Raw genomic sequence first — 14,504 nt, 5'->3', positions numbered from 1 at the left:
ATTTTGAAATGTTTAAGCCACTTCCTTTTAAAAGAAGTGGCTTTTATTATTGTTTCTTATTAGGAAACTTTGTTTATGTAAGTTGTCACATGGGAAATATACCTTCTATGGATTTTCTAGTATCATTAAATGCAAGAGGTGTTATTAATGATCCAAATAGCAAAGACAATTAAAAAAGAGCGATTAAGACGCGGAATGACCCAAGAAGCATTAGCTGAATATCTTAATACAACGAAAACAACTATTTCCAAATGGGAAAACGCATCACTTTATCCTGATATTACAATGCTACCTAAATTAGCAAAAGTATTTAATATTTCAGTTGATGATTTGCTCAATTATAGTACTACAATGACTGATGAAGAAATTAAAAAAATCTCGATATCACTATCTAAAATGATTAATCACACAAGTTATCCTGAATATTTAGCTACTGTGAGAGAATATTATATTACGCATTGTAATGAATTTAAATTTCTGAATTCGTTATTAGGCATTTTATTAAACAATATTTTATATTGCGAAAATAAATTACAACTAAAGGAAACAGCCTCACTAACACATGAAATTATTAAGACTACAGAGGATAATTCAGACTCAATTCATTTGAAAAAACATGCACAAGGCTACAAAACATTGCTATATATGTTTGAAGGTGATTACTCTTCTGTTATAGAAAATACACCAGATTTTGATTTGAAAATCGGAGAGAATGCAACATTAGCCATAGCTTATTTGCAAAAAGATAATATTTCAAAAGCTAAAAATGTGATCCAAACGGATATGTATCAATCTTTAATGATTTTCATGCATGATTTTGCTTTGATGCTTTCACGTGACTTACATACTGTTTCGATAGAATCATTAGAATCAAAACTTTACCATTTAAATCAGGCTTTTAACGTGGACTACTTATACCCACATCTAAGTATTAATTGTTATTATCAATTCGCCTTATATTACGTCGAGAAGTCTGATAGTCGTGCTATTGATTATTTAAAAAATTACTGCAAATGCTTTGATTATTTAGTCAGTGATTTTGTATATCAAAAAGATGATTTCTTTAATGAAATTGATGAATGGTTAGATACACTACCCCTAGGAGAACGATTACCAGCTAATTACGAAAATACTTTGAGTGTTATGTATTCACGAGTTTCGGAAAACGAGCACTTTAATACTTTAGAAAATTTTAAATATATAAAGAAAGATTTGCTTAGAATTTATAACAAAAAGGATGAATCTAATTGATACATAAGAAAAAGATAATGCTATTACTATTAACATCATTAATCACTTTATCCGGTTGTGACTATTCAAAATCAGAAAATAAAGATGGTTTTTTCTATAGTACATTTGCAGTACCTATGGATAATCTTTTACATTGGTTAGGTTCAATATTTGATAATAACTATGGTTTATCAATCATTACAATCGTACTGATTGTTAGACTCATCATGTTGCCATTTATGTTAGCTCAATCTAAAAATGGACATTTCATGCGTAAGAAGATGGATATCGTAAAACCAGAAATGACTAAAATACAAGAAAAAATTAAAAATGCCAACACTCAAGAAGACAAAATGACTGCAAATCAAGAAATGATGGAAAAATATAAAGCTTATGGCATGAATCCTATGAAAACGATGCTTGGATGCCTACCTTTACTTATACAAATGCCCGTCTTATTTGGGCTATATGTTTCACTAAAATGGCCCTCAAGTGGTGGTTTAACCGAGCATGCCAATTTTCTTTGGTTTAATTTAACACAGCCTGATATTTGGATTACTATAATCGCTGGTATTCTATACATCATCCAACCACTAATAAATCTTGAAAACATGCCAAAAGAACAACGTTCGATGGGTTATATGATGGCAATCATCTCTCCAATATTTATCATGTATATATCAATCACATCAGCTTCCGCCTTGGGATTGTATTGGACAATTAATGCTGCATTTTTAATCGTTCAAATGTTCTTTTCGAATAAGTATTATTCTAAATTAGCGAAAGAAGAAGCTAATCAGTTAGAGAAAAAAATTCAAAGTAACAAAACAGTGATTAAAGATTCTTTATAGTTCAATTAGATAGTATTTAATAAAATAAAAATAATTTAAGGAAGATGATTTTACTATGAGTGTTTTCTATTTTATAGGTTCAGCTATTTTTTTATTTTTTATTCTTTGGGTTACTATAAATTCTGAAAAAGATAAAAAATAGTATCTTAATAATCTTCTTTATTGAGACGAAATTTGATTATGAAACGATTAAGAGACTCCTTTTTTCAATAAGGTGTCTCTTTTTACATGCCTTTTGATAACCATAGATTATCTGAATAATAAAATTATATAATTAGATCTTGGAGTGTAAAATACTTAACTATATTTTTTATATTTAAATCAAATATTTGCAATATTAACTTTTTATTGATTTTAAAATATTAATAAAACACCTAATTTTTCAGGCAAAAAAGGCCTTATGATAGCTATATCAAGTTGTATTATGTAATAAGCTTTGTTATTCTGTTTAAATGTTTGAAAATACATAGGGAGGTTTTAATTTGGAATCTAAAGAACAAAAATTTAGTGGAAATAAACTTTCTTCTGTTTTCACTTATAGTATTATTCTTATAGCGATTGTAGTTTTATTAGGAGCACTATTTCCTAATCAATTCAATACGATTGGTACAAATATCACGGGATGGATTACAAAGTATTTCGGTTGGTATTACATGGTAATTGTTGCCATGATGATATTTTTCTGTGTTTTCTTAATGTTTAGTCCTATTGGGAAATTGAAATTAGGAAAACCTGATGATAAACCTGAATTTAATACTGTGTCATGGTTTGCAATGTTATTTAGTGCAGGCATGGGAATTGGTTTAGTTTTCTGGGGAGCTGCTGAACCAATTAGTCATTTTGCTTCACCTCCAACAGGAGATCCTAAGACAGCACACGCTTTTACTGAAGCTTTAAGAGGTGCTTTCATGCAATGGGGATTCCATGCATGGGCGGTTTATGCTGTAGTTGCATTGGGTTTGGCATATTTTCAGTTTAGAAAAGGCGAACCAGCGCTTATCTCAAGAACTTTACGTCCAATATTTGGTAATAAAGTAGATGGATCATTAGGTACAGTTATCGATGTAATATCGGTTTTTGCTACTGTAGGCGGCGTAGCTGTTTCTTTAGGTTTAGGAGCAATGCAAATAGCTGGTGGATTAAATTATTTATTTGATATCCCAAATAATATTCTCACACAAGGTATTATTATTATTATTGTAACTATCCTATTTCTTGCTAGTGCTTGGTCAGGCTTGAGTAGAGGTATCCAATATTTAAGTAATGCTAATATGGGACTAGCAGGGCTCATTTTACTATTTGTCTTAATTGTAGGACCTACGCTTTTAATTTTAAACATGCTTACAAGTTCTACTGGCGAATACTTAAACACATTATTGTTTAATATGTTTGATACTGCACCGTTAAATCCACAAAAGAATGAATGGATGACGTCATGGACATTTTTCCAATTAGCATGGTGGATTAGTTGGAGTCCTTTTGTTGGTATATTTATTGCTCGCGTTTCAAAAGGACGCTCAATTAGAGAATTTGTTTCAGGCGTAATGCTTGTTCCAGTTTTAGTAAGTTTGGTATGGTTTGCAGCTTTTGGTGTATTAGGTATCGAAACTGCTAAAGATCATCCTCAAATCTTCAATATGCCACCAGAAACAGCTTTGTTTGGTGTATTTAATGAAATGCCTTTAGGAACTGTAATGTCTATTATTACACTTTTCCTAATTGCGACCTTCTTTATTACATCTGCAGACTCAGCTACATTTGTTTTAGGAATGCAAACAACGTATGGTTCTTTAAATCCATCTGCAGTGGTTAAAGTTATTTGGGGTATTGCACAAGCTTTAATAGCATTTGTTTTGCTTTTCTCTGGTGGGGACAATGGTTTGAATGCACTTCAGAACATGGCGATTATGACTGCGTTACCATTCTCAGTAATTATTATCTTTATGATGATAAGCTTTTACAAAGATGCTAATAAAGAGCGGAAACTATTAGGATTATCTCTTACGCCTAATAAACATAGAATGGAAGAATACGTTCAAAGTCAACGCGAAGAAGCAAGGAAAGCAGAAAAGGCAGAGAAAGATTAATTTGATATTTTATTTCTTTGTGTTAGAGTAGTGTTTCATTAATAATAACTTTCTAGTTCTATCCTAAATTGAATTAGAAAATAAAAAGCAAGTGAAATTCATATAAATTTCACTTGCTTTTTTAATGTTCGATTTAGCAACAAGTATAATATCATCACTTATTCTTACATTTTTATTTTTCTTTTGGACAAGAAATGATAGATCCAATTAATTTTAAAATAAAAACTACTATTAGCATGAATTGCTAACAGTAGTAAGTGTGAAACAAAGAGTTAAGCCGAGGTGGCTATTATCTTAATACCTTTAATTTACTTAATTAAACTAATTAATACATAGAGGAGTGAAATATATGCTAACTGAAAGAATAAACTATCGATATGTTAAATTAGTTACCGATATTATTGGTATCTTTGCTTCTATAGGAATACTAACTATCATAGTTTTTAATTTTTATCTTAATATAGAGTCTAACGGGAGATCTGAAGTCGGTTTTAAAGTCACAGGATCTAGTATGGTTACTTTAAATATCTTAATAATGATTGCTATAGTAGCAACCATTGTCTCGTTCATTTAAAAAAAACAAAGAAAAAATAAAGCGATGAAGAGATACCAAAATAAAAAATTCAAAGAAAACACTTAATTCTAGGAGCTGTATATTACATTTTCCTAGCTATTTTATTAGCCATAAGTAAATTATATCTCTAATTAACAAAAGCTATATGCTTAATTAAGCATATAGCTTTTGCATCCATTTATTTTAATTAAATTGAAAAATTAGCATTACTTTTAAAGAACATTATTTCTATATAGTATCAAGACAAGAAGAAACTCGTTTTCAACTCGTTTCAAAAATCAAAATCAACTTAAATACAATTCCTTAATTTTTTCCTCATCAAAACCCTTACTAAAATCTAAAAAATAAGGAATTTGCCACTTCTGTGTACTAACAGCTGTTTTATTCAAATCCCTTTCCCAACTAGGATAAACACGAATAGCCATTTTACCTTTATGTTTTTCAGAACTAATAATTCCTTTTTTAAGTAATAACTCTTTAGGAAAAATAAATTGACCTTTTTTAGATCCATCTAAAATATTAATAATCAACTTATCTTTTGACTCCTTAAAATTAAAAGGTCTATTTTTATTAATCTCATTCTTGCACCAAAACGCAACAAAATAACCTACTTTTTTAGGAGTTTTTTTAGCCAATCTACTTTTAAATTTAACTCCACTAAACTCAAAATTAAAAGCCTCATATTCTTGATTCCATTGTTCAAATTCATGATTTATCAAAGAAAATTTATAATCAAACAACGGTATTTCATTTAAAAAATCGATAGAAACATAATTACTATTCATAACAAAACTCCCTTCTACTCAAAATAAATTATAAAGCAATATTGCTTTATTCCAATTGCTTTATTGACGTTGAGCCTCGGAACCCTTAACAATCCCAAAACTTGTCGAATGGTCGGCTTAATAGCTCACGCTATGCCGACATTCGTCTGCAAGTTTAGTCATGGATTGGCTTTTTATTTTTATATAGCCTCATTTAGATTCTAAAGGGGCATTTCAAAGGATTTAGAGTTACTTATATAGATTTATACCTAAAGCTTATATACGTTCTTAAAATGCAAATATGAGCCAAATAAACACATCTTAATTTCACAAACCAATTTTTGATACAAACGCGTTTTGATTTTTTAATGCGTTTAACTTTAACAAAGGATTAAGTATTTATATATACTCGATCCTTTAGTATTCACTTCTCAAAAGACCATAGATCAATGTATCTCTGTATCCGTCTTGCACTAATTTATCTTGTCTCAAAATGCCCTCTCGTTTCATACCTAACTTTTCCAAAACAATGCCGGAAACTATATTCCTTGAATCAATGGCTGCCCCTATTCTATTGAGTTTCAGTACTTTAAAGGCATATTTAATGATTGTTTTTGCGATATCCGTCGCAATGCCGTGGCCCCAATAATTTGGGTGGAGAATAAAGTTAATTTCAGCGCTTTGATTGACTTCATCTATGGCTAATTGTATCGTCCCTATGACTTTATCTGTATCAGGATCAACGAGGACATTGTAAATCCAGTTGGAATCTTTATCTAAAACCACATTAATGAATTGCTGAGTCTCTTCATAACTTTGAGGACCCCAAGTTTGATACTGAGTCACTTCTGGTAAAGTATATAATTCATTTAAATGATCTATATCTGTGTGCTTTAAGTCTCTAGAATAGAACTCCATACGCGCCTCCCTAAAAATTATTAATCCTATGTAATCCTTTATTTACTAGCTGCCTATGATATAAAGGACGTTTTTCTTAATTTAAATGTAAACGCCCGCCACATCTACTGATTAAAGATATTATGCTGTTTCATGTTTTGACGTCGCATATAAAGCGCATGTATTTCTTCAAATTCAGCTTTAATGGATTGCATTAAATACCCTTGCATAGATTCAACCGTTTCATTCTTTTGTAGCAGCATCGCTTTAAAACGTTTCAACACACTTACAATTTCAAACTCAACATCTTCTAAACGGTAATAGGTATCATGTGCATTATTAAATGATTTTTTACCTTTGAGTAATACACTTTTAATAATCCGAATTTCTCTAATTTCAAATTTACTTAAATAGTCTTGAAGTTGTTGCGGCAATTCTTCGAGTACTTGGAACTTAAGCGCATCATTATTAAATTCGGTTTGTTGATGATTTGTATGATTCGAATGATTGTTTTTTATTGGATTGTTGTATGTATCATTCATATCATGCGTATCATTATTCTCAGTCTTAATAAACTCAGTATTATTAAGTTCAGTATCATTAGATTTTGACTTTCGAAACTCTTGTTTTTTGATTTTCAAAATTCCAGAATTTTGATTTTCACTACTCTGGAATTTTGATTTTCGAAATTCCTTGTCCTCCATGCCTTCAGATGGTTTTTTAGGTTCTAATATATATATTTTATTTGGTTTATTTAAACCCATTCTTTCTTGTTCTAAAAGATTAAAACTTTCTAATTCTTTTTTTATTTTAGTTGCTTTTTGAGTACCACAATTTAAAAGCTCACACAAATCTTTGGTAGTAAATATTAAATAAACATTGCCATGTTCATCAACCCAATTATTCTTTTTAGATAGTTCAAAACGATCCCTAAACATACAATATGCAATTTTTGAAGAATCGCTAAGTGTTTTAAAATAATCATCTTCAAATAAAAATTTATATAACTTATAAAACCTTTCTTGCTCAAATTCTTGTATTGAAATTCTTTTGAAATCTGACATAATAAAAAACCTCTTTCCGAATTTTAATTTGGTAAGAGGTAATAAAACGCTTTTATATAGCTTTACATTTATTTAATGAGTTAGGTGCTTGCACTATGTAGTTATTCATTATATAATACAAGTATCAAATTAATATCAAATAAACGTCAGCAAACGTTTTATTACCTAAGAGCAACTACTTCCAATAGTTGCTCTTTTTTTATTTCTTATAAATTAATAATAACATGTTGTTGTTAATTGTAAAATTTAATTTTAAAACTTCTTAAACATGAACTAGTTAAACTACTCACATTCCCCTTTAATCTTTGCCACTTGCAAACAACATTGCTGTAAACATTATAGAAATCAAAGAAACCAATGTTCCTAGTAGAATAAAAATCGCTGATGCAATGTTCCAAATTACAAAAATTGTTTTCTTTACCCCACCCCGCCAATCCATTTTATCAATTAATTGAAGTGACAGACCTATTAGAATTAAAAATATAAGTGTACCTAAAACTATCTCTAATGATAGAAAATCCATCTACTCACCCCTTTATGTAAGGAATTTAATTATAATATAACATGAAATAAAAAGTGTGTATAATTATGTGTATAAAGGTGTTGATAGAAATAGTGATAAATATACACATAAAGGTAGTGGTTAAGGTAGTGATAAACATACACAACGAGGTGTTGATAAAGGTGTGTATATATGTTATATTTTAATTGGAGGTGGAAACAATGGAAATAATTACTTTTGCTGCTATAAAAGGTGGCGTTGGAAAAACAACTTTATCTTATAATTTCTCGGAATATTTAGCTTCTATTGGAAAAAAAGTTCTTCTTATTGATATGGATCACCAATGTAACTTATCTCAAATATTAAATGTGTACGACCAAAAAAATACTGTATTATCAATTTTTAATAAAATTGAGGCACTTAATATAAATGAAGAAGTTAAAATCCATGAAATTAAAGAGAATATAGACTTAATTAGCGGTTTTTTACGATTAGATGAATATGAAAAAGTTATGAGTACAGCAGATGGTAAAGATATGCAATTGTATATGTGGTTAGATGATAATTATGATAAATATAATATTGAAAAGTATGATTATATAATTATTGATACACACCCTGATTTTAGTACATCAACTAGAAATGCAATAGTTGTTAGTCATAAAGTCATATCCCCAAATAAACCTAGTGGATTTAGCGATGATTCAAATTCAAATATTGAATACAGAATAAATAAATTAAAAAATGATTTAATCGACTTTAAAACGAGAGAAAGTTATGTAACAGCTGAATTATATTATGTCGGAAACATGGTAAAACATAATACTAAATCATCTAATCAATTTATTGATGAAATGAATGAGAATAATAAATATATAACATATTTCCCTGATAAAGAATTAATTACTAAAAGTGTATTAGATAAAAAATCAATAGTCGAATTTTTAGAAGATAAAAATACCTTTAATAAAAACAAATTGTTCTTTAATGATTTTATAAAAAGTTGTGAAATAATAGAAGAAAGCTAATAATTTTGGTTTGTTGAAAATAAATAAAAATATGTATGTGTATGTACACATACATAACAACACCATGAACTTGATGCGCATACTTATCATGAAAGACGTGGGTATAAAGGTGTTTATATACACAACAACATCATGAATTTGATGTGTATATGTATCATGATTAACATGTGTATAAAGATGTTGAAAAACATACACAATAGCATCATGAACTTGATGTGTTTATTGATAATAATAAAAGACTATATAGTTTTAAATTAGGAGGGGTATTATGGCTTTTAACAGAGACAAAGACAAAAATGATAATGGGGAAAATATAAATAAAGCATTGGAAGAAGCAAAATCACCAGATTTTAATACTAGAAATTTAGGTATATTAAAACCAAGCAATAAAGAGAAGAAAGCAAGATTTCAATTTACTTTAGAACCATCTGTAAGAAAGAAAATAGAGAAATTAGCAAATGATAATGGATATTCTTCATCATCAGAATTTCTAAATGAGTTAATAAAAAACATATAAAAAGTACGAAAAAAGCCGTAGGTATTCTTGGCAGACCCCACGACTTATCTTAAGCATTTATAAAAACACTTATAACTATACAATAATTTATAAATGCCTATAAATCAATAGGAGGCGTTTTGAATGTTAAAAGAATACGTGAAATGGTTTTGTGAATTTATAGACGTTCCATATGAAGCAAATGAAACAATGAATTTATGGATACTGGATAAAAATCAGCAGTCGGAGTATGGGATAGGTTTAATACATTATGTAGAAAATAATTCAAAGCAAATAACAATATTCGACTATGATATTGCTATATAACCTAATGAGTGGAAGTGTTAACAGTGAGTAATAATATATTTAAAGCAGCAACTACAAAACAATACGAACTTGCTATACATATAAAGGAAAGAATAATTCATGATATAGATAACATGGAAGATATTAAGGAATTGAATGAATTAGCAAATACTAATATTAAAAAAGAAGAATTACTAAATTTCTTTATAGAAAAAAATGATTTTAAATATTTTATAGAACAAAATAACATTAATACTAATAGCGTAATAGTATCTGCAATGCTTAAATTAAGTAGATAACTAATAGAGAGGAACGAAAAATATGACGAATGATAGTAATATACAAGTTTTTATTTCATACGCACACACAAACGATATACATAAGAATAGGGTGAAGTTTATTGCTCATGAATTAAGGGTGCATTATGGTCTTGAAGTGATACTAGATGAATGGTCTTTTAGAAAGGGAGAAGATTTAAATAAAGCAATGGAAGAACTTGGTACAAAAAGCGATATTATATTGATAATAGGAGATAGAAATTACGTAGATAAAGCTAATGCAAGAAATGGTGGAGTAGGAAAAGAGTCTATACTTTTTAGTGATGCTTATATGCAAAATAGTGAAAAAGATAAATATAATATATTATATGCTTTTACAGAAACAGATGAAGATAATAGACCAGTTATACCAAAATATATGTTAGGGATTAATAGTTTTGATTTAACAGATGAAAAAAAAGATCTAGAAAAAATCAATGAAATAGCTAGAGAAATATATGGCGAACCTAAAGATGTTGCACCCCCTGTTGGTGCTAAGCCGGATTTTGCAAAAAGTAACCAAATGCAATCTATACGGAAAATGAAATTAGCAACCAATATAGACAATTCACTTCTTAAAGAGATAATTGAAGAAATAAAAGTAGAACTTGCAGAAACAGATGAAGAATATAAAAAGTATCAAGATGTAATTATAAGACCAGATTTTAGTAGAATTAAAATTTTGTTAAACTACTGGGATAATATAATAAAAAAAGTAAACAAGCCTAGTGATATAGCAAAAATATTGGAAGAACTATTAAACACGCTAGATTCAAGTGTAAGAAGTAATAATGATGCAACAAGAATTTTTATACGTATTTCCTTTATTTATACTATTACATATGCGATAGACACTGAAGATTACTCATTAATAGATGATTTAATTAAATACGACTATACAATTGATCGCATGGAATGTAATTATAATGAAATAAGCATTTTAGGTAATCCATATTTTATAGAAGTTGAGAAATATCAAAGAGGAATAGATTATAAAGCGCGTTATTTTGAAATTGAAGAAAAAATAATTAGAGACACAGAATTTTCCATTATTAATATAATTGAAGCTGATATTTTTATTGAGTTTGTAACTTTATGTATTAATCAAAGAGGAAGTTTTATTGGAAGATTTAATAAATGGACAATTTTAGATACTAATCTTTACTCACAAGTAACAAAATACAATGCCCAATTCAAATTTTTAAAAAGTTTTAAAAGAGAAAAAACTGTGAATAAGTTACTCACAATGTTAAATATGAATGATTTAATAGAATTTAAAAAGTTAATTGAAGATATTAATAATGCAAAATTATTTCAAATAATAGAAAAAGATAAAATAATAAGTCAAAAGTAAAAGGCGAATATACTGCCTTTTTTAAATTAAAATAATTGACTGATTAGGGTAAACTAACAATAATTAATTTTTTTCATTGTCTTTATCCTTTTCCTTGTATTTTATGATGTTTTAAACTAGTTCACGAAAAGTTATTGCTTTTAAAAACTAACCTATAGTTTAAGAACTATAATTTTCAGTTATTTAACTACTTTTCCCTTATAGCTAAATATTAACCAAAATCGTATTAAATGTATTTATACTATTTGTTAGTAATAAGTACTTGCGTAAGTGTAAATTAAAGTCCAAAATTGTATATAATTTTAATAGGGTGGCCAGGACTAAGACAAAGAGATCAAAAGAGAAAATAATCTGTATTGATTTTATCCAATTATGGTCTTTATGCTTTAAATTTATACATGTTTTTGAAATATGTGAGTTAAGAACAAGGGATAAAACAAATTATGGTTAAGGGGTGGTTTTATGAAGAAAAAAAACAATCAACAAAATATTTTAAACAATTACTCTGGTTCAAGAGAAGAAGTTGAAATCCACGAACAAAGGATTAAAGAATACCGTCAAAAGAATAAGAAAAAGTTGAAAAATAGAATTATAGTCTTTTCGGCTTTACTAATAACAGTATTAGCAATGGGTATTTATGTTATTAAGTATATAAATGGAAAAGAGGAAAAATAATAAATAGAAGAACTTTTTTGGATTTTGGAGAGTTAAGACACTTACAAAAATTTGTAAGTGTCTTTAAATTGTCTACGTTTTCCAATATGAAAATAGAGGTCCTTGTCCACCAAATATTGGATCATAATCTGGTAGAGGCGCGTTTTTGATGTTGCGTAAATTTTGGGGACGTTCACTTTCTTTGCCTACACATATATCATAAGATTGTCCGTTAGGATATGCTCCTTTAACAGTGAAATTTGAACTTTCGTTTAACAACTTGTGGCCAGAACCAGCTGGCAATATGAGTACATCACCAAATTTAACATCTACTTTAGAGCCTTTTTCACCTCCTAATTGAAGTTGTGCAGAGCCATCTACAATTAAAAGTACTTCATGAGAATTACTATGGTAATGATGGTATGAAAAAATGCCATTTTCCCAAGAATTTAACCAATTATTATTTTCTATAATATTGTCTAGCTTGTCATTGGTATCTGAGACATTTAAATATATTAATATTGGAAATGAAGGATTATTCGGTATTGAACCATCGTCTTCATATTTTAATGTCTTTATCTCTATATCTTTAATCGGTTTCATAAAATTCCTCCTTTGGAATAAAATGTATTTCGGTAAACTTTATATTACTTGTTGTTAGTTTTTTATTCGTAAAGTTTCGGTTATGTAGAAAGCGCTTACGTTAATACACTCATAAACAAACCTGAATATGATAAATAATAAAACTCTACTGTACTATTACCCATTAAATGATAGGACAAAAGAAAATATAATAACCTCATGTTTAGCAAAATTTTATGCATAAGCACCGCGACCTTGTTCTTTGACGCCCCATATAGGGCTCTATTACAATTGCAGAATTAGCTTTTCGTTATTAAATCTCTTAAAGCTACACGACTGATGTTTTTAATAACATTGTTTACTTGAACAGGTCAATCTCTAAAAATACGAAAAATAAAATAAAATAAAATATAAATAAGTGAGTATATTCTTTATAAGTATTGGTCTATTTATTTTAGTGCTTAATTTTTAATCATAATAGGGTATATATAACCGTGAGTTAAATTTGAAAGAGGGTAAGTTTATGGAACTACAGATTGGAGACACTTGGTATGGTAAGCAGGGAACGATTTATGAAAATATACAAGCGACTATTGATGATATCACAGCTCGTTATGTACAGGTTTTCTTTACACCTACACTTAACCATAGTGGTTACCCTGTGTGTGGCATGGCGCTGGGTAAACGTCATTTTCACAAGAATTTTGATGCTCAGCCGCCTTATTATCAGCTAACACTTTTTGATTATTTCAACGAATAAACAAGATGAAAACATATAGTTTTTCTCTTTTAAAATCAGTACTATAGTTACTATTTAACATCATAAAAGTCTCTTTGTTGAAAAGTTTCCTGTTTGAAGATAACCAAATACTCGTACTATTCTAATAATTTTTATTAACTTTGTCTACTTCACACTTTAGTTTATAGTTACTATAAACTAAAGTGTGAAGGGCCAAAAGAGTTAAGGAGTAGCATAGTTAGTTATGGAATTTTTTCCTAATACTGATAGTTATGTAATTTTAATCGTAAAAAGTGTTATACCAAGATAACTCCTCTTGGTATAACACTTTTCCTTTGATTGATTTCATTTTACGCAATTTCTTTACAAGCTTTCGCGCATTTGAAACAAGCCTCTGCGCATTTCTGACAGTGATTATGTTCATGTTTTTGGCATTCACTTCCACATGCTTCACAAATTCTGGAGCACACTTTTGCCAAATCAGGCGCAAATGAGGTGCTTCTCGTTAATGCATGTTCCAGAAATGCGCAAATTTCTGCACATTCACGGTCCAGCCGGATACATTCTGCCATCATTTTTACATCTTCTTCTTTCAAACAGGCGTAATAACAGTGATTACATGCTTCTACACATTCATGTAATGTTTGACTCAGCTGTTGGTGTTCTTCATCGACCATATACAAAAACCTCCTATTAATTTAAGTACTCTACATATAATAAATTCCCATTTCGTTTTGCACATAAACCGATTTTGTTAAATACTATAGAAACTACGCAAAATTCAACATTAAGATCTCATTTAGTTGTAGTTAAAAATTATTCTATCTTGCATTCTCCCATTGTCTTGGTATTTATGAATGTGGCAATAGAATATATATTTTTTAATTTTTAAAGTGATTTGAGACAGCAAAATATGTATCCTGTTTATCTTCAACATAGAATATCTCTTCAATCAATTTAAAAGACCAACAATTCCATTTAATAATGTATAGACATTAAATAAGCTTACGGATTCCACTTGATGTTATATAAATGGAACCCGTAAGCCTATCCAGGGTG

At 28.8% G+C, this 14,504-nt stretch carries 16 protein-coding genes; 10 read left to right on the top strand and 6 right to left on the bottom strand.

The genetic code is table 11. The features are described 5' to 3' along the window. Positions 1-147: 147 nt before the first annotated feature. From ACP3TL_RS14600 to ACP3TL_RS14590, 3 genes are all read left to right on the top strand, one after another. On the top strand, positions 148-1,251 hold the full coding sequence (locus tag ACP3TL_RS14600; protein ID WP_285324563.1) for a helix-turn-helix domain-containing protein: 1,104 nt from the start codon (positions 148-150) through the stop codon (positions 1,249-1,251). Continuing rightward, a complete protein-coding gene (gene yidC / locus ACP3TL_RS14595) occupies positions 1,251-2,081 on the top strand; it encodes a membrane protein insertase YidC (protein WP_081324893.1) in 831 nt (276 codons plus the stop codon). The genes ACP3TL_RS14600 and yidC overlap by 1 nt, the downstream gene beginning before the upstream one ends. Positions 2,082-2,563: 482 nt before the next feature. Further along, positions 2,564-4,168: a BCCT family transporter gene (locus ACP3TL_RS14590; protein ID WP_285324562.1), complete on the top strand. Its 1,605-nt coding sequence runs from the start codon at positions 2,564-2,566 to the stop codon at positions 4,166-4,168. Between the two features lie 858 nt (positions 4,169-5,026). On the opposite strand, the gene ACP3TL_RS14585 is transcribed toward ACP3TL_RS14590, so the two are convergent. The 4 genes from ACP3TL_RS14585 to ACP3TL_RS14570 all read right to left on the bottom strand — a co-directional run bounded on the left by ACP3TL_RS14585 (position 5,027) and on the right by ACP3TL_RS14570 (position 7,990). Next, on the bottom strand, positions 5,027-5,527 hold the full coding sequence (locus ACP3TL_RS14585; RefSeq protein WP_031912019.1) for a MepB family protein: 501 nt from the start codon (positions 5,525-5,527) through the stop codon (positions 5,027-5,029). A 396-nt stretch (positions 5,528-5,923) separates the two neighbouring features. Then, positions 5,924-6,424, bottom strand: a complete 501-nt coding sequence (locus tag ACP3TL_RS14580) for a GNAT family N-acetyltransferase (RefSeq protein WP_285324493.1) — start codon at positions 6,422-6,424, stop codon at positions 5,924-5,926. Between the two features lie 104 nt (positions 6,425-6,528). Then, positions 6,529-7,467 carry a replication initiator protein A gene (locus ACP3TL_RS14575; RefSeq protein ID WP_285324494.1) on the bottom strand — a complete coding sequence of 313 codons (939 nt, stop codon included), beginning with the start codon at positions 7,465-7,467 and terminating at the stop codon, positions 6,529-6,531. A gap of 298 nt (positions 7,468-7,765) precedes the next feature. Further along, complete coding sequence (locus ACP3TL_RS14570; protein ID WP_065339244.1) at positions 7,766-7,990, bottom strand: hypothetical protein; 225 nt, start codon at positions 7,988-7,990, stop codon at positions 7,766-7,768. A 200-nt stretch (positions 7,991-8,190) separates the two neighbouring features. Between ACP3TL_RS14570 and ACP3TL_RS14565 the strand changes: the two genes are divergently transcribed. From ACP3TL_RS14565 to ACP3TL_RS14540, 6 genes are all read left to right on the top strand, one after another. Then, entirely contained in the window at positions 8,191-8,997 is an 807-nt protein-coding gene (locus ACP3TL_RS14565; RefSeq protein WP_065339245.1) for a ParA family protein, read from the top strand. A 268-nt stretch (positions 8,998-9,265) separates the two neighbouring features. Then, positions 9,266-9,514, top strand: coding sequence for a ribbon-helix-helix domain-containing protein (locus tag ACP3TL_RS14560; protein ID WP_065339178.1), 249 nt, complete (start codon positions 9,266-9,268; stop codon positions 9,512-9,514). A gap of 123 nt (positions 9,515-9,637) precedes the next feature. Further along, on the top strand, positions 9,638-9,820 hold the full coding sequence (locus ACP3TL_RS14555) for a hypothetical protein (protein WP_065339179.1): 183 nt from the start codon (positions 9,638-9,640) through the stop codon (positions 9,818-9,820). 23 nt (positions 9,821-9,843) lie between these two features. After that, complete coding sequence (locus ACP3TL_RS14550) at positions 9,844-10,098, top strand: hypothetical protein (RefSeq protein WP_285324495.1); 255 nt, start codon at positions 9,844-9,846, stop codon at positions 10,096-10,098. 22 nt (positions 10,099-10,120) lie between these two features. Next, positions 10,121-11,470, top strand: coding sequence for a toll/interleukin-1 receptor domain-containing protein (locus ACP3TL_RS14545; RefSeq protein ID WP_285324496.1), 1,350 nt, complete (start codon positions 10,121-10,123; stop codon positions 11,468-11,470). A 462-nt stretch (positions 11,471-11,932) separates the two neighbouring features. After that, a complete protein-coding gene (locus ACP3TL_RS14540; protein WP_064263378.1) occupies positions 11,933-12,145 on the top strand; it encodes a hypothetical protein in 213 nt (70 codons plus the stop codon). A gap of 72 nt (positions 12,146-12,217) precedes the next feature. Here the strand turns inward: ACP3TL_RS14540 and ACP3TL_RS14535 are convergent, their stop codons facing one another. Beyond that, the gene (locus tag ACP3TL_RS14535; RefSeq protein ID WP_065339183.1) at positions 12,218-12,727 is read right to left on the bottom strand and encodes a cupin domain-containing protein; all 510 of its coding nucleotides are present in this window, start codon (positions 12,725-12,727) and stop codon (positions 12,218-12,220) included. Positions 12,728-13,229: 502 nt separating this feature from the next. Between ACP3TL_RS14535 and ACP3TL_RS14530 the strand changes: the two genes are divergently transcribed. Continuing rightward, positions 13,230-13,466: a hypothetical protein gene (locus tag ACP3TL_RS14530; RefSeq protein ID WP_002508631.1), complete on the top strand. Its 237-nt coding sequence runs from the start codon at positions 13,230-13,232 to the stop codon at positions 13,464-13,466. Between the two features lie 329 nt (positions 13,467-13,795). Here ACP3TL_RS14530 and ACP3TL_RS14525 read toward each other — a convergent pair whose 3' ends face one another. After that, positions 13,796-14,122, bottom strand: coding sequence for a four-helix bundle copper-binding protein (locus ACP3TL_RS14525; protein ID WP_065339184.1), 327 nt, complete (start codon positions 14,120-14,122; stop codon positions 13,796-13,798). Positions 14,123-14,504 lie beyond the last annotated feature (382 nt).

The sequence above is a fragment of the Staphylococcus caseorum genome, from assembly GCF_049943195.1.
Lineage (GTDB): Bacteria > Bacillota > Bacilli > Staphylococcales > Staphylococcaceae > Staphylococcus > Staphylococcus equorum_A.
This window is presented reverse-complemented; position numbering and strand designations above follow the sequence as displayed.